We start from the raw sequence: 21193 nt of genomic DNA on the forward strand, positions 1-21193 counted from the left end.
GCTATGAAAGTATTAGTATTGGCTGAGAAGCCGTCCGTTGCGAAGGAAATTGCGAGAGTAATGGGCAGCCGCGAGAAGCAGAAGAATTATTTTGAAGGACCAAAATATATTGTGACCTGGGCGCTTGGACATTTGGTAGGACTTGCCGAACCCGAGGACTATGATAAGAAGTACCAGACCTGGGTTCTGGAGGATTTGCCGATCCTGCCGGATAACACAAGGCTTAAGGTGTTGAAGGAAACAAGTCACCAGTTCAAGACGGTCCAGCATCTGATGAAGCGCCCGGATGTCGGCGAGATGATTATTGCCACCGATGCTGCCCGTGAAGGGGAGCTGCTTGCGCGCTGGATCCTCAAAATGGCGAAGTGGAACAAGCCGTTCAAACGGCTGTGGATTTCTTCCCAGACGGATAAGGCGATCAAGGAAGGTTTTGCATCACTCAAGCCGGGGCAGCAGTTCGACAGGCTGTATGAGTCCGCACGCTGCCGAGCGGAAGCGGATTGGATGGTTGGGCTGAATGTGACGCGTGCGCTGACGACCAAATTTAATGCACAGCTGTCGGCAGGCCGGGTTCAGACGCCAACGCTCGGGATGATCATGGACCGGGAGAAGGAGATTGTGAATTTCCGCTCCCAGGAATATGAGACGCTGCAGGCGGATCTGGGGAGCTTTGAGGTATCGTGGCGTCCGGCCGGCGGAGACGGTCGTCTATTCGAGAAGGATAAGGCGGCCAAGCTGAAGCAGAAGCTGGAGGGCAGCACCGGAAAAATCGTCAGCGTGAAAAAGAGCGAAAAAACCGAACCGCATCCGCTGGCATACGATTTGACCGAACTGCAGCGGGATGCCAACCGCCGATTCGGGTTCTCGGCCAAGCAGACCTCGAATGTGCTGCAGCGCCTGTATGAGCAGCATAAGCTGGTCACCTATCCGCGTACGGACAGCCGTTACCTGACATCCGATATGGTCGGAACGTTGAAGGAAAGGCTGTCGAGCATTGCCATCGGGCCTTATGCGTCCATTGCTCGTCCGTTGCTGCGTAAGAACTTATCGCCAGGCAAACGGGTCGTGGATGACAGTAAGGTTACGGATCATCATGCCATCATTCCAACCGAACAAACCGTGCTGCTGAATCAGTTATCTGTCGATGAACGCAAGCTGTACGATCTTATCGTACGCCGGTTCATCAGCTTGTTCTATCCTCCTGCCCGTTACGATAACGTATCGGTTACAGTTCAGATTGAGGGGGAGCAGCTTTACGCGAAAGGGACTACGATCAAGGATAGCGGCTGGCGTGAGGTATACGGCGGCGATTATGATGATGACGCTGACGACGAGCAGGATGATGCTCCGGGTCAGTCTTCAGGCAAGCTCCTGCCGGAGCTGCGAGAAGGAGAGTCGGTGAAGGTGGTATGCTGCGTGCTGAAACCGGGACGTACCCAGCCGCCAAAGCGTTATAACGAAGCGGCGCTGCTCTCCCAGATGGAGAAGCACGGACTTGGAACCCCCGCGACCCGGGCTGATATCATCGAGAAGCTGGTTAGCTCGGACACGATTGAACGGCAGGGGCAATCCCTCCATCCGACAGGCAAAGGCAAGCAGCTGATTGAGCTTGTCGCTCCAGAGCTGAGAACACCGGAACTCACGGCGCGCTGGGAGGCCGAGCTCGAACGGATCGCGAAGGGGCAAGGCAAGCCGGAACCATTCTTGCGCGGAATACGGGACATGACCAAGAAGCTGGTCACGGATGTGAAGGGAAGCGATGCGGAGTATAAACCGCATAATGTCTCGAACAGCCACTGTCCGGATTGCGGGACAAGACTGCTGGAGAAGAAGACCAAGCGCGGCAAGCTGCTAGTCTGCCCGAGTGACGACTGCGGATATAAGCGTTCAGGCGAGAAGCGTCTGTCCAACCGCCGCTGCCCGCAGTGCCACAAGAAGATGGAGATGAAAGAAGGCAAGGCGGGGCTGTTCGTGCAGTGCCTGGGCTGCGGCATTACGGAAACGCTGAAGAAGGACGCCAAGCATGTGAACAAACGCGAGGAGCGGAAGCTCGTGCAGCAATACAGCAAGCCGGAGTCGATTGGTTCGAACCTGGGCGACCTGTTGAAGGCGGCCCTTGAGCAGAAGGGGAAGGAATAATCTGCAATGGTGAATCTGCCGAGGGGTGCTGCTGTAGTCCCACGATGTGCATCTTCCAAGGCTTGAAATGCGTTTTTCTTGCCGGTGTTAGCATAACCTCGGGTGCAATGGCTCATTCTACGGACAGGGGGTGAATTGCATGCCGAATCATAAAGCAAGAAAAACCGAAAACCAGCAGAACAAATCAAGCATTCTTGAGGAGAGCAAGACCCTCAAACCGAAAAAGGCTGCAGACTATGTTCCGAGCCTGAACGAAATATCCAAGAATGAATCATAAGTTTTCGTAGTGGTTGAGTATGGTCTGGTTGTCATTATGCCGGACACGGGTCCGCTCCGATTTATGACGTCGGCCGTGTCCTAATAATGGCGTTCATAGATGGCTTGCCTATGGGCTAAGATTGTTTAGCTGGCATTGTCTTCATTAGCCTGCAGTTCTATAATAACAGTAGAACGCAAAGCAAATGGCTGATTGGGCAAGATCGATCAGTTGGAATGGGGGTGCGTGAACCAACGTGAGACCTGCACTGATCGTTTGGTTTATTTTTATCAATGCGGTAGCCTATCTGGTCATGTCCGAGGATAAACGGCGTGCCAGAATGGGACGGGATCGGGTTCCGGAGCGAACACTATTTCTGCTAGCTGCCATCGGCGGGGCCTTGGGTGTATGGATTGCCATGTACCGCAAACGTCATAAAACGAGGCATTTATCTTTTAAACTGGGCGTGCCGCTGTTGTTAGTCGTGAATGTCGCGCTATACACGTACTTCTGGGGATAAGTCGGATTCATCTGAATTACATAGGAACATCACAGCAAGTCAGCAAGCTCGTTTCATATCGGTATGAAGTTGTTTAATAATAAGTAGTAGGTCTTTTAACTATAGAAAGAGGTGGCCTGTATGCTTTTTACTAAAATTCTTCTAGCTTACGACGGCTCCAAAGCAGCGAATAAAGCGCTCGGACGTGCGGTTGAACTTGCTAAGGTAACACCGGGAGCTACGCTGGATGTCATTCATGCTTACGATTTTCCGCGTTTCTTCGTTGGGGAAGGGCTTGCCCCGATTCCAGCTTCACTTAATAAAGATGTCTACGATCTTGCCGTGCAGACGACAGAGGAAATCCGCGAGCGGATTGAGAACTCAGGCGTTACCGGTCAAGTGGAGATGATCCAGGGTCCTCCGGCTGAAGTTATTCTGGAGTACGCGAATCAGAACGGCAGTGATCTTATTGTCATCGGCAGCCGCGGTCTTGGCGGAATTCGCGAGTTTGTACTCGGCAGTGTCAGCCATAACGTAGTGCAGCATGCAAAGATCCCGGTACTGGTAGTGAAATAATGTTGTTGGGGACGCTGAGGCGTCCCTTTTTTCTGAGAAAGTACGTCGATGACGTTTTTCTGGGATTCAAACGTTGTTCGGTTTTGCATCCGCAGGTACCGCTTCATTCTTATCGTAATCGATAGGGTCTGCGTCTTCGAACTAACAGCGGTCTGTTAGGGTGATAGTTTTTTTATAAGCGGAGGTTCATATGGAAATTATTCTACTTATAGTCTTGGTTGTTTTGGTCTGTTTTATGGTTTCCAGTCGAATGTCGGCAATGGAGAAGCGAATGAAACTGCAGCAGAACACGTTAAAACAAATTGCAAACCAATTAGGCATACCCGAGCCGCCGGTACATGAGGAAGCCAAAAGGCTGCTGGAGGAAGGGCAGGAGATTAAAGCGATTAAAATCGTACGAGAAGAATTAGGTTTGTCTTTGGTGGAAGCCAAACAATATGTAGATGCCATGAAGCATGGTGAGCAGTAGAACGGGCGTGAGATGAAACGCAGTTTTTTTCAGTTATAGATGAGGTGTTGCATTCTCCAGGGTAAGCTCCCAACGTCCGTCGCGGTATTCGATCTTGTGCAGCCCAGTGTTCGCCACGGGAAAGAACGGATTCTTATTGCTCCATGTTATATCCTTCATCAGATGATAAATGATATTGATAACTCCACCGTGAGTGACAACCAATACGTTCTCATGATGATTCGCCGATACCTGATCTTGGCATAGTTTGGTGAAGGTATCCTTAATCCGCACAAAATTCTCCTGGGGGCTCTCACCGCCAGGGTATTTTTCGTCCATCCGTAAACTGGAAAAATACAAACCTGGATACCTCTCCTCTGCTATGGGGTTGGGCATTCCGGCGAGCAGACCATTATTCATCTCCCGCCAATCCTCGAAAGCTTGAAAGGGAAGGCCAAGCTTATCGGCAATGATGGCCGCAGTCTGATAAGCCCTCTGCAGATCGCTACACACGATCCGGTGGATATTATAAACATGCTTGTGTTCATTCAAGTATTGCCCCAGCTTCTCCGCTTGCCCGATCCCTTCGTTTATGAGCCCGCGCTGGCTCCACCCTCCGCGGTACCCTTCTTCATCTTGACCATGCCTAACGAGATAAATAGCCATAGGCGCCTCCTAAGAATAGATTCTGTTTGTAGCATTTAAACAGACCAACCCAACTGGTATAAATGTCGGATTAGTTGTTTTGTTGTATTTAATACTAGTGCAGCTGTTAAGAATTCGACATTCGCCTTTATCTTCCTTGTAAGTAATTACAGTAAAGAGCAGAATACGGTCTTATTTAATTCTGCGATAACACTTTTCCCTTACCCTCTATGCAGCAGCAAAAAAATTCTTCATTGAAGATGCTCCAGCGGAGCGGACGAATCGTGGATGGAGAAGCGCCAGCGTTCGCCTTTAAACACGGGAAACATCCCTATTTAGTTCAATCCAGTTTCCCGTGTTTAACAGCCGATCGGAATCACGATGCGTCAGCGCAGCGGCTGCCAATGCTCCACATGTACTGCTCACGGCTTTTCCAGTCCGACATTGCCCACGCCTTTTATTTAGCCCGCAGCCTCCTGGAAGTTTTTGCTGCTGCATTGCTCACTTGCCAGATACGAACATTATATTTTCTATAAATCCGATTGTTCGTGTTTAGGTTGACATGAGGTGTCAGAAATTGATAAACTGAGGATGTTGAGGTTCAAAATAACTTATGAAGCATGATTGATGAAATTTAATATTTCTCGTATAAAGCCGGGGATATGGCCCGGAAGTCTCTACCCGGAAACCGTAAATTTTCGGACTACGAGGGAATACAAACGGTGCGGCTACGACGGGGCTTGATTTCGTGTTTGCCTCTTAGGCGAGCGGATGCGCAAGATTCTTCTGCTTGACGCAGGCAGCAGCGTTCGTAATCCTTGTATGTCCGAGACCTGCACAGACTTTGTGTTTACGGGATCGGACTTTTTTTTCAGCAGTTAACCAGGATATTGTCGAATTTCGAAGAAAGCGGGGGTAACTCATGACAGCACAAGTAGGAGTCATTATGGGAAGCCAATCAGATTGGGATACGATGTCCCATGCATGCCAGGTGCTAGACGAGCTTGAAATTCCTTATGAGAAAAAAGTCGTATCCGCTCACCGGACGCCGGACTTGATGTTCCGGTATGCCGAGGAAGCGGAAGGCCGGGGGCTTCGCGTCATTATTGCTGGAGCCGGCGGAGCCGCTCATCTGCCCGGGATGGTCGCTTCGAAGACGGTATTGCCGGTCATTGGCGTTCCGGTGAAATCGAAAGCGCTGAAGGGATTGGATTCATTGCTGTCGATCGTGCAGATGCCAGGGGGCATTCCGGTAGCGACTGTAGCGATCGGCAAAGCGGGAGCCACGAACGCCGGATTGCTCGCAGCCCAGATTTTAGGCACTTCGGATGCAGGGATTCGCGAAAGAGTTCAAGCGCGCCGAGACCGTATCCGTGATGAAGTGCTGGAAAGCAGCGATAACTTATGATGGAGAACGGAGCACAGCAGACGCGCGTATCTGGCAAAAAGCTACTGCCTGGTTCCGTCATTGGCGTACTTGGCGGGGGACAGCTCGGACGGATGATCGCGCTGGACGGGATCCGGATGGGATATTCGTTCGTCACCCTCGATCCGACGCCGAACTCCCCGCTCGGCCAGATGGCCGAGCAGGTTACGGCCCGGTATGACGATGTGGAGGCTGCCCGGCAGCTCGCCGTCAAGGCTGATGTCATTACGTACGAATTCGAAAATGTCGATGCGGGCGTGGCCCAGCTTCTGGAGGAGCAGTCTTATGTTCCGCAAGGAAGCAAGCTGTTGTACACCACGCAGCACCGGCTGCGCGAGAAGGCCGCGATTGAAGCGGCTGGCGTACCGGTTGCACCGTATCGTGAAATAACAAGCTTGGAAGATTTACGATCCGCTGCCTCTGAACTTGGACTTCCCTGCGTGCTTAAGACCGCCATGGGAGGTTATGATGGTAAAGGGCAAGCGGTTCTCCGCAGCGAAGATGAGCTGGAATCAGCCTACAGGGAGCTGGCTGCCAGCGGGACTGAGCTGGTGTTGGAGAAGTTTGTGAAGTTTGCGTGCGAGATCTCTGTGATCGCGGCGCGCACCCCCAGCGGCATCGTGAAGAGCTTCCCTCCGGCAGAGAACGTGCATGTCAACAATATTTTGCACTTGTCGATTGTGCCTGCTCGCGTGACGAGTGAAGTAAAGCGCAAAGCATGCCAGCTCGCGGAACGTGTGGCAGAAGGAATGGGAGCTGTTGGCCTGCTGGCTGTCGAGATGTTTGTGACCGAGGATGGGGAGCTGTACGTGAATGAGCTTGCACCTCGTCCGCATAACTCGGGTCACTATACGATGGAGGCATGCTCAACCTCCCAATTCGAGCAGCATGTGAGAGCGATCTGCGATTTGCCGCTCGGGGACACAACGCTGCTGAGCCCGGTCGTCATGGTGAACCTCCTGGGGCAGCATCTGGAGGAAGCGGTACGGCGTTTTGGAGAGCACGACGCGCTTGCAGAGTCTCTCGGCGTTGTGCCTAAGCTTCATCTATACGGCAAGAGCGAGTCGAAGTTTAACCGCAAGATGGGACATATCAACCTCTTGTGCGGGGATGTCGATGCAGCGCTTGAATGGGTAGAGAAAACTAATATTTGGAGGCAGGATTAAACGATGATTGAACGTTATAGCAGACCGGAAATGCGGGCGATTTGGACCGAGGAGAACAAATTCAGAGCATGGCTGGAAGTGGAATTGTGCGCATGCGAGGCATGGGCCGATCTAGGTGTCATTCCGAAGGAAGATACCGTTAAGCTTCGCCAGAATGCGACCTTTAATATGGACCGGATTTATGAAATCGAGCAGGAAACCCGCCATGATGTCATCGCTTTTACACGCGCGGTATCGGAAAGTCTTGGCGAGGAGCGCAAATGGGTCCACTACGGATTGACTTCGACGGATGTCGTTGATACCGCGATGGGATATCTGCTCAAACAAGCCAACGATATTTTGGAGCAGGACATCCTGCGTTTTATCGGTATTTTGAAAGAGAAGGCACTGGCCTACAAGCATACCCCGATGATGGGCAGAACGCATGGCGTGCACGCAGAGCCGACAACCTTCGGTTTGAAAATGGCGCTGTGGCATGAGGAGATGATCCGCAACCTGGAGCGTTTCCGTCATGCGGCTGACGGCGTGCAGTACGGTAAAATTTCCGGCGCAGTTGGAACGTATGCCAACATCGATCCTTCGGTTGAAGAATTCGTCTGCCGCAAGCTCGGTACGAAGCCGGCGCCGATCTCGACCCAGACGCTGCAGCGTGACCGTCATGCGGAATACATGGCAACACTTGCGCTGATCGGTACTTCGCTTGAGAAGTTCGCTACTGAAGTACGCGCGCTCCAGAAGAGTGAGGTTCGCGAGGTCGAAGAGGCATTCGCCAAAGGACAAAAAGGCTCCTCCGCGATGCCGCATAAACGGAATCCGATCGGTTCCGAGAACATCTCGGGTCTGGCGCGCGTCATTCGCGGCCACATGGTTTCCGCTTACGAGAACGTGTCGCTCTGGCATGAGCGGGATATTTCCCACTCCTCGGTAGAGCGTATCATCCTGCCGGACGCTACGATGCTGCTGAACTACATGCTGAACCGCTTCGGCAACATCGTGAAGAACCTGACAGTCTTCCCGGAGAACATGAAGCGCAACATGGCTCGCACATACGGCGTTCCTTTCTCCGGCCGGATCATGACGAAGCTGATCGACAAGGGCTTCAGCCGCGAGCAAGCTTACGACACCGTTCAACCTCGAGCCATGCAGGCATGGGAAGAGCAGCGTCAATTCCGCGAGATCGTGGAATCCACGCCTGAGATCACCGGTGTGCTCAGCGCCGAAGAGATCGAAGATGCCTTCAATCCAAGCTGGCATCTGAAGCATGTGGATACCATTTTTGCCAAGCTGGGGTTGGAGTAGTTAGCTGGCATAGGAAGTTTCTACAACGGAGAAGGCGGAATTGTTTTGTAGAAGCGCAGCGGTCCCCTTTGTCCCCGGATTTCAACCTTTAAATCATATTTATGGAAATCTGGGGGCAACAGGGATCGGAAAAATAATCCGCATTCGTAGTGATGAACAAGCTAAAGATCTTTAGTTCACCTTTAGTCCATATGATATTGAGCATTCTATTTTTCATCCGTTAGAAATATAGGGAGCGACGGTTACTCCTGCGTGAGCCACACGTCGCCCCAAGGGGAGGAACACATGACATTACCGGCATTATCGACCGCCACTCATCTGGTCAACGTACCGCTGCTGTATAAGGGCAAGGTTCGTGAATTGTACGACCTGGGCGAGCATGTACTCATTGTAGTAACCGACCGTATTTCCGCTTTTGACTATGTGCTGGAGCCTCCTGTACCGGCCAAAGGAACCGTGCTGAACAAACTGAGCGCCTTCTGGTTCGAACAAACGGAGCAGCTTATCCGCAATCATGTCGTGCATACCGACGTGAACCTGCTGGGCGATGCCGTCAAGGACAAGGATCTGCTGGATGGACGCATCATGGTGTGCCGGAGGGCCGAGCGCATCGATATCGAATGCGTGGTGCGCGGATACATCACCGGCGGAGGCTGGAGGCAGTATCAATCCTCGGGAGAGGTCAACGGCATTAAGCTGCCGGAGGGCCTGCGTAAGAATGAGGCTTTTCCGGAACCGATCTTCACGCCTGCTGCCAAGAACGATGTCGGTCATGACGAGGACATCCCGCTATCCCGCATGAAGGAGCTTGTCGGCGAAGAGCTGGCATTGCAGCTGCAGGACAAAAGCCTGATGCTGTACAAGTTTGCCCGCGATTACTGCCGCAAGCACGGCATTATTTTGGCCGATTGCAAGTTTGAGTTCGGATTGATCGACGGAGAGATCATTCTGATCGATGAGATCTTCACGCCGGATTCCTCCCGTTTCTGGGATGAGAAGAATTATGCGCTCGACATTGAGATTGACAGTATGGATAAGGAGCCTGTACGCACGTATCTCGCTTCGTCCGATTGGGATAAGAACAGTGAGCCGGATCCCCTGCCGCAGGCCGTGGTGGAGGAGACGACGCGCCGCTACACCGACATTTACAGCCGAATCACGGGCGCAAGTCTGTAAAGCTTTTATAAACCATTTCATTCATATATACCGAGGAGGAACAGGATACAATGTTGAAAGCAAAGGTCTACGTCACGATTAAGCAGAGCGTATTGGACCCTCAAGGGGTAGCGGTGCAAGGTGCACTTCATTCGATTGGGTACAAGGAAGTGGAGAGTCTGCGGATCGGTAAATATATGGAACTTGAGCTGGGTACGGACAACCGTGAGGAAGCCGAACAGCGAGTGAAAGAAATGTGTGAAAAGCTTCTGGCTAATACGGTGGTTGAGAACTACCGTTATGAATTGGAGGGCTAAACCAATGAGATTTGCAGTGCTGGTCTTTCCTGGCTCCAATTGTGATATTGACTGTTATAAGGCGGTAGAGGAGGCAATCTCGCAGCCGGTGGATTATGTGTGGCATACGGCTACGGACCTTTCCCCATACGATTGCATTTTGGTACCCGGCGGATTCTCCTATGGAGATTATCTGCGGTGTGGTGCGATTTCCCGATTCGCCCCGGTTATGAGCGAAGTGGCGAAGGCGGCAGAAGAGGGCAAGTATATTCTTGGCATCTGCAACGGATTTCAGATTTTGACGGAAGCCGGACTCCTTCCGGGAGCACTGCGCCGTAATGATTCAATGAAATTCCGCTGCCATGACACGGTGCTCAAAGTGAACAATAATACAACGCCGTTTACGCGCGATTACGCGGAGGGGCAAGAGATTGTCATTCCCATTGCGCATGGCGAGGGCAACTATTACTGTGATGAAGAAACACTTCAAAAGCTCCGGGACAACCGGCAAATCGTATTTACGTATCAAAACAATCCGAACGGCTCGATCGAGGATATCGCAGGCATCTGCAACGAGCGCGGCAATGTGATCGGCATGATGCCGCATCCGGAGCGCGCGGTCAGCAGCTTGCTCGGCTCGGATGACGGTAAAGCAATGTTTACATCCATATTACAGGCATGGAGGGATACTCATGGCGCAGCAAACGTCCGTTAAGGAACCGACAGCAGAACAGATCGCAGAGCATCAGATTTACAAGCAAATGGGAGTTTCGGACAGCGAGTATGAGCTGATCTGTTCCTTCATGGGACGCAAGCCGAATTACACGGAAATCGGCGTATTCAGTGTTATGTGGTCCGAGCATTGTGCCTACAAAAATTCCAAGCCGCTGCTTCGTCGTTTCCCGACAAGCGGCCCGCGCGTCCTGATGGGACCGGGCGAGGGCGCTGGGATCGTCGATATCGGCGACAACCAGGCGGTTGTATTCAAAATCGAAAGTCATAACCATCCGTCCGCTGTAGAGCCTTATCAAGGTGCAGCCACGGGCGTTGGCGGCATTATCCGCGATATTTTCTCCATGGGGGCAAGACCGGTAGCGATTCTCAACTCGCTTCGGTTCGGCAAGCTGGAGAGCGATCGCGTTAAATATTTGTTTGAACACGTGGTATCCGGTATTGCCGGTTACGGCAACTGCATCGGGATCCCGACGGTAGGCGGCGAGGTTGTATTCGACGAAAGTTATGAAGGCAATCCGCTGGTCAATGCGATGTGCGTCGGCGTTATCGACCATGATAAGATTCAGCGCGGCGTTGCAAAAGGGGTAGGCAATCCGGTCTTCTATGTCGGCCCTCCAACTGGCCGCGATGGCATCCACGGGGCGACCTTCGCTTCCGTAGAGCTGACGGAGGAATCCGAAGCGAACCGTACGGCCGTTCAGGTTGGCGATCCCTTCATGGAGAAACTCGTGATGGAATCCTGCCTTGAGCTGATTGATTCCGGCATCGTGCTGGGCATTCAGGATATGGGCGCGGCTGGGTTGACTTGCTCCAGTGCGGAAATGGCAAGTAAAGCAGGCAACGGTCTTGAGTTGTACCTGGACCAAGTGCCTCAGCGCGAAGAGGGCATGACGCCTTATGAAATGATGCTATCGGAATCCCAGGAACGGATGCTGTTCGTGGTTGAGCCGAAGCATGAAGCGCAAGCGCGCGAAATCTTCGAACGCTGGGGCGTTATCTGCGCTAAAGTCGGCAAAGTGACGGACGATGGCCGCCTGAAGCTGATCCACCACGGTGAGGTGGTAGGCGACATGCCGGTTAAAGCGCTCGTAGACGAATGCCCGATCTATAACAAACCATCCCAGGAACCGGCTTATTACAAAGAGCAGGCTGCGGTGGATACGCTTCGTTATGAAGAAGTGAAGGATTTGGGCGGTGCCCTTAAGAAGGTGCTCGGTTCGCCAAGCCTTGCAAGCAAAGCATGGGTATACAACCAATACGATTATATGGTTCGCACCAGCACGGCCGTTCGTCCGGGTTCGGATGCTGCTGTCGTAACGGTGCATGGAACGCGCAAAGCCCTGGCGATGACAACGGACTGTAACGGACGTTACGTCTACCTCGACCCTGAGCTTGGCGGCAGAATCGCCGTTAGCGAAGCAGCGCGCAATATCGTGTGCTCCGGTGCCGAGCCGCTGGCGATTACGGATAACCTGAACTTCGGAAGCCCGGAGAAACCAGAAATTTTCTGGCAGATGGAAAAAGCCGTGGACGGCATGGCGGAAGCTTGTCGTGAGCTTGAAACGCCGGTCATCGGCGGTAATGTCAGCCTCTACAACGAGAATGCCAAAGGCGCGATTTATCCGACGCCGGTTGTCGGCATGGTCGGCCTGATCCATGATACGGATCATATTACAACACAAGGCTTCAAGGCGGAAGGCGATGCCATCTATGTGCTGGGTGATACCCGTGCGGAACTTGGCGGCAGCGAGTTCCAAGCGATCATTCACGGGGTGTCGGAAGGCAGACCGCCTGAACTGAACCTGGATACTGAGAAGAAATTGCTCGGCGGCGTACTGAAGGCCATCCAATCCGGTCTGGTACAATCCGCGCATGATGTGTCGGAGGGGGGACTTGCAGCCGCGCTGGCGGAGAGCTGTATCAGCGGCAACGTTGGGGCGAGCGTACAATGGTCAACCGATCTGCGTAACGACGTAGCGCTCTTTAGCGAGAGCCAATCCCGGATCGTGTTGTCGGTGTCCCCAGATCATAAGAATGCGCTGGAGAAGCTCCTGCAAGAAGCGGGTGTTCCATTTACCGCGCTTGGCGTAGTCGGCGGGAATAAGCTTAGCATTAACATTAACGGTGCTTCTGCGCTGGAAGAATCCGTGGAGGCTTTGAAATCCGTCTGGGAGGATGCCATTCCATGTCTCATGAACTGATACCCGAAGGACTGTGGACAGGGGATTACTACAATGAGGGAACAGGTCAGAGCGATATTTTCGATACATTAAAAGAAGAGTGCGGCGTATTCGGGGTGTTTGGGCATCCCGATGCCGCCTCCCTTTCCTATTACGGGCTTCACGCCCTCCAGCACCGCGGCGAGGAAAGCGCAGGAATCTGCGTGGCCGATGGCGAGAACTTCAATTATCATCGCGGTATGGGACTGGTAAAAGAAGTGTTTGATAAAGACAAGCTGGAATCGCTGAAGGGCAGCATGTCGATCGGGCATGTTCGTTATTCAACCAGCGGGGACAGCGGGCTGACGAATGCGCAGCCGCTCGTCTTTAAATACCGCGAAGGCAATCTGGCAATCGCAACGAACGGCAACATCGTCAATGAGCCGAAGCTTCGGCGCGAGCTGGAGATGGAGGGTTCCATATTCCAGACGACCAGCGATACGGAGGTCATTGCGCATCTGATTGCACGGTCGCCGAAGGACTTTGTCGAGGCTGCCAAGGATGCCTTGCGGCGTCTGGTGGGCGGGTTTGCCTTTCTGCTCATGACCAATGACAAGCTGCTCGTCGCCTCGGACCCGAACGGACTCCGTCCGCTGACGATGGGCCGTCTGGGCGATGCGTACATCTTAACCTCCGAGACCTGTGCACTTGAAGTCATCGGGGCGGAAGCGATCCGCGATGTCGCTCCCGGGGAGCTGCTGATTCTCGATCGGAACGGGCTTCGGGAAGAGCGGTATACGGAAGCGGGACGCAAAGCGCTGTGTGCGATGGAATATATTTATTTCTCCCGTCCGGACAGCGATCTGAACGGCTCCAACCTGCATTCGGCCCGCAAACGGATGGGCAGCAAGATGGCCCTGGAATCGTTCGTGGATGCGGATGTGGTTACGGGCGTACCGGATTCCAGCATCTCGGCCGCTATCGGTTATGCCGAGCAAACGGGCATTCCTTATGAGCTGGGATTGATCAAGAATAAATACACGGGCCGGACGTTCATTCAACCGAGCCAGGAGCTGCGCGAGCAGGGCGTGAAGATGAAGCTGAGCGCGGTACGGCGTGTGGTCGAAGGCAAACGGGTGGTCATGATTGATGACTCCATTGTACGGGGAACCACGTCCCGTCGGATCGTCAATCTGCTTCGCGAAGCGGGCGCGACCGAAGTGCATGTACGGATTACGTCGCCGCCGTTCAAGAATCCTTGCTTCTACGGCATCGATACGCCGGACCGCAGGGAGCTGATCGCCTCCGAGAAAAGCATCGAGGAAATCTGCCGGGAGATCAACGCGGATTCCTTATCGTTCCTGAGCCCGGAAGGACTCATATCCGCCATTGGCGGTTATGATGAGCACAGCCATAAAGGCGGCTTGTGCATGGCCTGCTTTGACAATGATTACCCGACGCAGATTGATTTTAACGGGGAAGAGAAGATGGGCTGCAGCTGCTGATTCTGCAGTGGACAGCCATTTTTTCTAGGTTTTATCCTTTAAGTGCGTGTTCAAAAAGGTCGGTTTTCAGCACCGAGAAGGTTGGATGAAGCAGGGACGTCAGGAGCGGAGCGTACGTCTGGTACGTGAGCACCAGAAGGCCTGGCTGAATTCAAGATTCGATGCTGAGTGGCTTCCTGATTCACTTCGTGTTAGATATAGAATTTATTCGTTATCAGCAGAGCTGATGAAATTCTATATCGCAAGAAAACCTACCTTTGAATCGCGGTCGCTCATCCTTGATTGGCCTCGATTGGTTTTCTTATCAAAAGAGAGCTTTTTGAACAACCTCTTTAAGCTGATTATTGATTAAGCCCATAAATGATATGTGAACGGATACTTTCGTCATAACGAAAAAGGAGTGTTGAGCGCGTGTCGGATACTTACAAACAAGCAGGCGTAGATATCGCTGCAGGCAACGAAGCGGTAGAGCGGATGAAAAAGCATGTCAAAACGACTTTCAGACCGGAAGTCATGACCGACCTCGGGGGTTTTGGCGCACTGTTCAAGCTGAATAAAGACCAATATGAAGAGCCGGTACTCGTCTCAGGCACGGATGGCGTCGGCACAAAGCTGAAGCTCGCATTCGCGATGGACCAACATGATACCATCGGCATCGATGCAGTAGCGATGTGCGTGAACGATATTGTGGTGCAAGGCGCAGAACCGCTCTTTTTTCTCGACTATTTAGCGTGTGATAAGGTCATTCCCGCCAAAATCGAGTCCATTGTCAAAGGGATCGCTGACGGATGCAATCAAGCAGGCTGTTCCTTGATCGGCGGAGAGACGGCGGAAATGCCAGGCATGTACAGCGAAGGCGAGTATGACATCGCGGGCTTTACCGTAGGCATTGTCGACAAAAGCAAAATGATCAACGGGTCGAATATCGCGGCAGGCGACACGGTGATTGGTCTAGCATCCAGCGGTGTGCACAGCAATGGCTTCTCGCTTGTCCGCAAGCTGCTTCTGGAGGACGCCGGCTACTCCCTGCAGCAAGAGCTTCCGGAACTGGGCGGACGTCTTGGGGACGTGCTGCTCGCACCAACAAAAATTTATGTCAAGCCGCTGCTCGGACTGTTGAAAGAGATCGAAGTAAAGGGCATGGCGCATATTACGGGCGGCGGATTCATCGAGAACATTCCGCGCATGCTGCCGGATGGCGTCAATGTCGACATCGAATACGGCTCTTGGCCGATTCTGCCGATCTTTAAGCTGATGCAGGAAAAAGGCAACATTTCGAACAAGGATATGTTTACGACATTTAATATGGGAATCGGCATGGTGCTTGTCGTTAAGGAACAGGATGCAGACGGGGTGCTTCAATACCTCCACTCCGCAGGCGAAGAGGCTTATGTGATCGGCCGCGTAACCGAAGGCGAGCGTCTCGTAACCTTCACGGGAGCTGAGGTGTAATGAGACCGTTTCGGATTGCGGTTTTCGCTTCCGGCAGAGGCAGCAACTTTCAGGCTTTGGCAGACGCGCAGCACAGGGGGGCTTTGGGCGGCGTAATCAGCATTCTGGTATGCGATAAGCCGCAGGCTCCCGTCGTGGAGCTGGCTCAAGCGGCGAATGTGGATGTATTCGCGTTTCAGCCGAAGGAATATGCCACGAAGGAAGATTACGAACGTGAAATTGCGGTAGAGCTTCAGCAGCGCGGTGTCGAATTAATTGTCCTTGCAGGATATATGCGGTTGTTGAGTCCGTCCTTTGTCGAGTTCTATAGCGGCCGGATTATTAACATTCATCCTTCGCTGCTGCCTGCTTTTCCTGGTAAAGACGCGATTGGCCAAGCGCTGGATTATGGCGTGAAGATGACCGGTGTCACGGTTCATTTCGTTGATGGCGGCATGGATACCGGACCGGTTATTGCTCAGAAAGCTGTAGAGATCAAGGAAGGCGATACGGCGGAATTGCTGGCACAGCGTATTCACGCGGTGGAGCAGAAGTTATACTCCGAAGTCGTTTCCTGGTTTGCCCAGGGGCGGATTTCGCTGAACGGGCGGAATGTGACGATTACCGAATAGGCTTTTGTAATAAAAGCGGACAAGGTCTTTCTGTTAATCGACATGTTCGATATTTCTCGGGAAATAATTTGCAATTATGGATCTTCGACAGCATATACGGAATCAAGACAGGTCTACTTAGTTGATTTTCATTCAAAATAGGGGGTATGAACGTGGGTATCAAAAGAGCTTTGGTCAGCGTTTCGGATAAAACCGGCATCGTGGAATTTTGCCGCGAGTTGTCTTCATTGGGTGTAGAGATCATTTCGACAGGGGGAACCAAGAACCTTCTCGCCAAGGAAGGAGTTCCTGTCATCGGCATTTCCGATGTGACCGGATTCCCGGAGATTCTGGACGGACGCGTCAAAACCCTTCATCCAGCCGTGCACAGCGGTCTGCTTGCCATTCGTGACAGCGAAGAGCATCAGCGTCAGATGCAGGAGCTGGGCCTCGATTATATCGATATGGTCGTGGTTAACCTGTACCCATTCCAGGAAACGATTGCGAAGCCGGATGTCGAGTATGAAGATGCAATCGAAAATATCGACATTGGCGGTCCAACGATGCTGCGTTCGGCTGCGAAAAACCATGCTTTTGTGAGCGTGGTTGTCGATGCGGCGGATTATGGCAGCGTGATTGAGGAAATCCGCGGCGGCGGCGACACGACCTTGGAAACCCGTAAACGTCTTGCAGCCAAGGTGTTCCGTCATACGGCTGCCTACGATACGTTGATTTCCGACTATTTGTCGAATGTAACGGGCGATCCGCTTCCTGAGCGCTTTAGCGTGACCTACGAGAAGATTCAGGACCTTCGTTACGGCGAGAATCCGCATCAAAAAGCGGCCTTTTACCGTAAACCGCTGGCACCTGCGGGTACCTTGACGACAGCGGAGCAGCTGCATGGCAAAGAGCTCTCCTACAACAATATCAATGACGCGAATGCAGCCCTGCAGATCGTGAAGGAGTTTGACGAGCCGACCGTGGTGGCCGTGAAGCATATGAACCCTTGCGGCGTTGGCATCGGGACGAATGTGCTGGAAGCTTATCAAAAGGCTTATAACGCCGACCCGACATCCATCTTTGGCGGCATCGTGGCAGCGAACCGGACGATTGATGCTCCGACGGCGGATCTGCTGAAGGATATCTTCCTTGAAATTATCCTGGCACCGGACTTCACGCCGGAGGCGCTGGAGATTCTGACGAAGAAGAAGAACATCCGTCTTCTGAAGATGGGCGAGTTCGGCTCGGCCAAGGAGCGCCAAAGCACTCTTGCCGTGACAACTATCGAAGGCGGCATGATTGTGCAGGAAAGCGATGTGCATTCTCTGGATACCGCAGACCTGCAAGTTGCAACAGATCGCAAACCAACGGAAGAGGAGCTGAAGCAGCTGCTCTTCGGCTGGAAGGTTGTAAAGCATGTGAAGTCCAATGCGATCGTATTGGCAGCAGACGACATGACCGTTGGCGTTGGCGCAGGTCAGATGAACCGTGTCGGCTCGGCGCGCATAGCGGTGGAACAGGCAGGAGAGAAAGCCAAGGGCGCCGTTCTTGCTTCCGATGCGTTCTTCCCGATGGGAGATACCGTGGAGCTTGCAGCGAAAGCCGGCATTACCGCCATCATTCAGCCGGGCGGCTCCATTAAGGATGAGGAATCCATCAAGGCTGCCAACGAATACGGTATTGCCATGGTGTTCACTGGCGTGAGACATTTTAAGCACTAATTCATAAGCATAAAATGGGAGCTTCGCTGCATCCGTCAGGCTGCAGCTGAAGGATCACCTTTCATCCAGCAACATATAGAGGCGACGCCGCTCTTTCGAGCGCGCCGCCTTTAAGTTTAAGGGGGACAAGAAGGTAAAGGCTACCTCACGCTTCGCCCTGTAAATCATTCATGTTATGAAATTTTATTGGTAAATTGAAATGAATCGGGAGGCAAAACCATGGATATTTTAGTTATCGGAGGCGGCGGAAGAGAGCATGCCATCGTATGGGCACTGGCAAAGAGCCCAAAAGCGGATAAGATTTACTGTGCACCTGGCAATGCTGGCATTGGACAACTGGCCGAGTGCGTGCCGATTGCGGTATCGGAATTTGATAAGCTGGCAGCATTCGCCGTGGAGAAGCAAGTGGGGCTCATTGTCGTCGGTCCGGATGATCCGCTGGCTGACGGTATCGTAGACACGTTTGACGCTACAGGCATCCCGGTATTTGGTCCGCGTAAAAATGCAGCCGAAATTGAGGGCAGCAAAACCTTCATGAAGGATCTGCTCCATAAATACGGCATTCCGACGGCAGCTTACGCGAAGTTCGACAATTATGAGGAGGCGCTTGCTTACTTGCGTGAGCAAGGCGCGCCGATTGTCGTGAAAGCGGACGGGCTCGCAGCCGGCAAAGGCGTTACCGTTGCAAGAACGATCGAGGAAGCCGAGCAGGCGCTTAGCGACATTATGCAATCGAAGGTGTTTGGCGATGCCGGAAGCCGGGTGGTCATCGAGGAGTTCCTGGAAGGCCAGGAAATGTCGATCCTCGCCTTTGTGGATGGTGAAACCGTGAAGCCGATGTCGGCGGCACAGGATCATAAACCGGCTTATGATGGAGATCTGGGGCCGAATACGGGAGGAATGGGAACTTATTCGCCATTGCCTCATATTCAGCCATCCATCATCGAAGAGGCGATTGAGACGATCATCAAGCCTACGGCAAAAGCGATGGTAGCCGAAGGGCGTCCGTTCCGGGGCGTTCTGTTCGCCGGATTGATGATCACACCGGACGGCAAACCGAAGACCATCGAATTTAACGCCAGATTCGGCGACCCAGAAACGCAGGTTGTATTGCCGCGTCTGAAGACCGACCTGCTTGACGTTTTCCTTGCTGCCGTAAATGGAAACCTGGCTGATCTTGAGCTGGAGTGGAGTGACGAAGCGGCTGTATGTGTCATTCTGGCTTCTGGCGGTTATCCTGCATCGTATCCGAAAGGAATTGCGATCACTGGGCTGGAGAATGAGCAGGACGGGACGATTGTATTTCATGCGGGCACTTCTCGCGATGCTGATGGGACGTGGAGAACGAATGGGGGACGTGTCCTGGGCATTGTCGGTTTAGGAGCAGATATCGCTTCAGCACGTACGAAAGCCTATGAACGGGCAGAAGCGATTGCATTTGAAGGCAAGCAAAACCGGACGGATATTGCGCTGAAGGCGCTTGTTTAGCTGTCTTTTATGGTTACTTAAAGCAGAATAATATAGCAGGATCAAGAAAGGAGTCTTCGCAGATGAAGACTCCTTTTTGCCGTTTTCGAAGAATTGGAGAAGACACTTCCCTATTTAATTAACGCGTTGTTCAGCTCCCGTTTACCTAATATTAACTTTGAACAGTTACGATTATTTATAATATGGGAAATTAACCCTATTTATTCTATAAATCCCAAAGTAAAGGAGGGATTATGAAAGCATAAGCATATAATCCCAATCGTTATGCTCTGCCTCTCCGACGCTGACGAGTGTAGCAGCAATTCCTGCAGCTCCTTCAAGAAGCCCGGCTTTTGTAAGCCATCGCATCGTATTTGCCGCTCCTGGTTCCGCATCCTTATAGCCAAGAGGAGTGCTGGAGTCGAATCGTTGAAGCAACCTGGTCATAAGTTGATCGATTAATGGCTTGATTGCCGGATCTTTAGTGAAGTTCCACATTCTCCAGCTCATAAGGAGAAGACCGGACAGACCATGACATAACGAAGGGGAATCCATACGATTCCTGTCGCATTCGTATGAAACCGCTTTTATAAAAGATTGGAGGGCGGTCTGGGCTACGGTTGTGTTGTTTAGGCTTATTGAGGAAATATATAAAGCACAGGCTACACCAGGTGTTCCATAGCACCAGGCTTCTCTTTGGCGAAGCAGTTTATTTTTAGTCATGAGCTCTTCGAAAGGAATGATATGCGGCCAATAGCTTCCCAATTCGTCCTCTTCTTGCGAATCCAGTAACCATTCGGTTATATATTCGATTGCTCTGTATTGTCCTGGAACTTCAATTCCGCTGTTGTAAGCGGCGGATAATAAGGCAAGAGGTCCCGGGATCCCATGCGCCATCCCACAATTGAAGCTGCCTACGGGAAAATTGCTCTTATCACCGGCAGTGGAGTGGAATTTACTTGGCGTAAACCAGCCTGGAACCATCTTATCATTTATACATATGGGTTCCGTAAGATCGACAAGGAAGCGAAGGATTGGTTCTATTAACGGAGCGATAAGAGGATCAGTTGCATTTTTCAACAAGTATCTTCCTACGCCGCTCGCACCTGATATTGTATCGTATAGCTCCATGGGTACTCCGTTCTTCTGACGCAGTATTTCCGTGCTTGCTTGCAGCCATTGCTCAACCATGGGTGACATCCAGCGATGGATCTGATTCAGGAATTGATTATAAAATTCTCCCTGGTTCGAAGCAGCGTATACAGCAGATGCGATTCCTGCCCAACCGCTATATAGGGAAATATCCCCTGTTCCGTACCTGGCAAGGCATGACTGGACTTCAACCATATTTGAATGTATTGCATGGTTCCAATTTATAGATTCATCGATTCTACGCCATAGCGATAAAAGGTGAATATTGCCCGGGTAGCCGTGAGACAAAGAAATGTCCCCCCAAGGGAAGTGGTCGGTCTCCGTCATGACGTTGTCTAACGTATGGACAGAATCAAACACGAATTTGGGATCACTCAAGCGAATCGCAATTTCTTTGCTGATCTCCAGTCCCTTTTCATATATGTATGTTGAGCTTTGCTCTTTGACAAATAACATATCCTTTTTCACGCTGTCTCCTCCTTTTTGTTGCCTATCTAAATTATCGTA

At 52.1% G+C, this 21193-nt stretch carries 20 protein-coding genes and 1 riboswitch; of the genes, 18 read left to right on the forward strand and 2 right to left on the reverse strand.

Annotation, left to right across the window (positions count from 1 at the left end; translation table 11 throughout):
- Positions 1–3 precede the first annotated feature (3 nt).
- The 5 genes from NYE54_RS04950 (at position 4) to NYE54_RS04970 (ending at position 3939) form a co-directional block, all read left to right on the forward strand.
- On the forward strand, positions 4–2139 hold the full coding sequence (locus tag NYE54_RS04950; RefSeq protein WP_339270465.1) for a DNA topoisomerase III: 2136 nt from the start codon (positions 4–6) through the stop codon (positions 2137–2139).
- A gap of 139 nt (positions 2140–2278) precedes the next feature.
- On the forward strand, positions 2279–2416 hold the full coding sequence (locus NYE54_RS04955) for a hypothetical protein (protein WP_012819087.1): 138 nt from the start codon (positions 2279–2281) through the stop codon (positions 2414–2416).
- Between the two features lie 235 nt (positions 2417–2651).
- Positions 2652–2915, forward strand: coding sequence for a DUF1294 domain-containing protein (locus NYE54_RS04960; protein WP_076325616.1), 264 nt, complete (start codon positions 2652–2654; stop codon positions 2913–2915).
- A gap of 120 nt (positions 2916–3035) precedes the next feature.
- Positions 3036–3470, forward strand: a complete 435-nt coding sequence (locus tag NYE54_RS04965; protein ID WP_076325615.1) for a universal stress protein — start codon at positions 3036–3038, stop codon at positions 3468–3470.
- Positions 3471–3660: 190 nt separating this feature from the next.
- The gene (locus NYE54_RS04970; RefSeq protein ID WP_339270468.1) at positions 3661–3939 is read left to right on the forward strand and encodes a hypothetical protein; all 279 of its coding nucleotides are present in this window, start codon (positions 3661–3663) and stop codon (positions 3937–3939) included.
- Positions 3940–3972: 33 nt separating this feature from the next.
- Here the strand turns inward: NYE54_RS04970 and NYE54_RS04975 are convergent, their stop codons facing one another.
- Positions 3973–4584 carry a histidine phosphatase family protein gene (locus NYE54_RS04975; protein ID WP_339270470.1) on the reverse strand — a complete coding sequence of 204 codons (612 nt, stop codon included), beginning with the start codon at positions 4582–4584 and terminating at the stop codon, positions 3973–3975.
- Between the two features lie 603 nt (positions 4585–5187).
- Positions 5188–5289, forward strand: a riboswitch (purine riboswitch).
- A 196-nt stretch (positions 5290–5485) separates the two neighbouring features.
- On the opposite strand from NYE54_RS04975, the gene purE reads away from it, so the two are divergent.
- The 13 genes from purE to purD all read left to right on the forward strand — a co-directional run bounded on the left by purE (position 5486) and on the right by purD (position 19555).
- Positions 5486–5971 carry a 5-(carboxyamino)imidazole ribonucleotide mutase gene (gene purE, locus NYE54_RS04980; protein ID WP_009592351.1) on the forward strand — a complete coding sequence of 162 codons (486 nt, stop codon included), beginning with the start codon at positions 5486–5488 and terminating at the stop codon, positions 5969–5971.
- Positions 5968–7155 (forward strand): 5-(carboxyamino)imidazole ribonucleotide synthase, encoded by a 1188-nt coding sequence (gene purK / locus NYE54_RS04985; protein ID WP_339270472.1) that lies wholly within the window; start codon positions 5968–5970, stop codon positions 7153–7155. Before purE ends, purK begins: the two co-directional genes overlap by 4 nt.
- A 3-nt stretch (positions 7156–7158) precedes the next feature.
- Complete coding sequence (purB, locus tag NYE54_RS04990; RefSeq protein ID WP_339270474.1) at positions 7159–8454, forward strand: adenylosuccinate lyase; 1296 nt, start codon at positions 7159–7161, stop codon at positions 8452–8454.
- Positions 8455–8739: 285 nt separating this feature from the next.
- Positions 8740–9630 (forward strand): phosphoribosylaminoimidazolesuccinocarboxamide synthase, encoded by an 891-nt coding sequence (locus tag NYE54_RS04995; protein ID WP_339270476.1) that lies wholly within the window; start codon positions 8740–8742, stop codon positions 9628–9630.
- A 50-nt stretch (positions 9631–9680) separates the two neighbouring features.
- Positions 9681–9926, forward strand: coding sequence for a phosphoribosylformylglycinamidine synthase subunit PurS (gene purS / locus NYE54_RS05000; protein ID WP_006208285.1), 246 nt, complete (start codon positions 9681–9683; stop codon positions 9924–9926).
- A gap of 4 nt (positions 9927–9930) precedes the next feature.
- A complete protein-coding gene (gene purQ, locus NYE54_RS05005) occupies positions 9931–10620 on the forward strand; it encodes a phosphoribosylformylglycinamidine synthase subunit PurQ (RefSeq protein WP_076325609.1) in 690 nt (229 codons plus the stop codon).
- On the forward strand, positions 10598–12841 hold the full coding sequence (gene purL / locus NYE54_RS05010) for a phosphoribosylformylglycinamidine synthase subunit PurL (protein WP_339270479.1): 2244 nt from the start codon (positions 10598–10600) through the stop codon (positions 12839–12841). The genes purQ and purL overlap by 23 nt, the downstream gene beginning before the upstream one ends.
- Complete coding sequence (gene purF / locus NYE54_RS05015) at positions 12826–14304, forward strand: amidophosphoribosyltransferase (protein ID WP_339270480.1); 1479 nt, start codon at positions 12826–12828, stop codon at positions 14302–14304. The genes purL and purF overlap by 16 nt, the downstream gene beginning before the upstream one ends.
- 85 nt (positions 14305–14389) lie before the next feature.
- On the forward strand, positions 14390–14656 hold the full coding sequence (locus NYE54_RS05020; protein ID WP_339270482.1) for a hypothetical protein: 267 nt from the start codon (positions 14390–14392) through the stop codon (positions 14654–14656).
- 59 nt (positions 14657–14715) lie between these two features.
- On the forward strand, positions 14716–15756 hold the full coding sequence (gene purM, locus NYE54_RS05025) for a phosphoribosylformylglycinamidine cyclo-ligase (RefSeq protein WP_339270484.1): 1041 nt from the start codon (positions 14716–14718) through the stop codon (positions 15754–15756).
- On the forward strand, positions 15756–16367 hold the full coding sequence (purN, locus tag NYE54_RS05030; protein ID WP_339270486.1) for a phosphoribosylglycinamide formyltransferase: 612 nt from the start codon (positions 15756–15758) through the stop codon (positions 16365–16367). Before purM ends, purN begins: the two co-directional genes overlap by 1 nt.
- A gap of 152 nt (positions 16368–16519) precedes the next feature.
- A complete protein-coding gene (gene purH, locus NYE54_RS05035) occupies positions 16520–18067 on the forward strand; it encodes a bifunctional phosphoribosylaminoimidazolecarboxamide formyltransferase/IMP cyclohydrolase (protein ID WP_339270488.1) in 1548 nt (515 codons plus the stop codon).
- A gap of 219 nt (positions 18068–18286) precedes the next feature.
- Entirely contained in the window at positions 18287–19555 is a 1269-nt protein-coding gene (gene purD, locus NYE54_RS05040) for a phosphoribosylamine--glycine ligase (RefSeq protein ID WP_339270490.1), read from the forward strand.
- Between the two features lie 231 nt (positions 19556–19786).
- Here the strand turns inward: purD and NYE54_RS05045 are convergent, their stop codons facing one another.
- Entirely contained in the window at positions 19787–21154 is a 1368-nt protein-coding gene (locus tag NYE54_RS05045; protein ID WP_339270492.1) for a lanthionine synthetase C family protein, read from the reverse strand.
- Positions 21155–21193 lie beyond the last annotated feature (39 nt).

The organism is Paenibacillus sp. FSL K6-1330, assembly GCF_037976825.1.
Lineage (GTDB): Bacteria > Bacillota > Bacilli > Paenibacillales > Paenibacillaceae > Paenibacillus_AQ.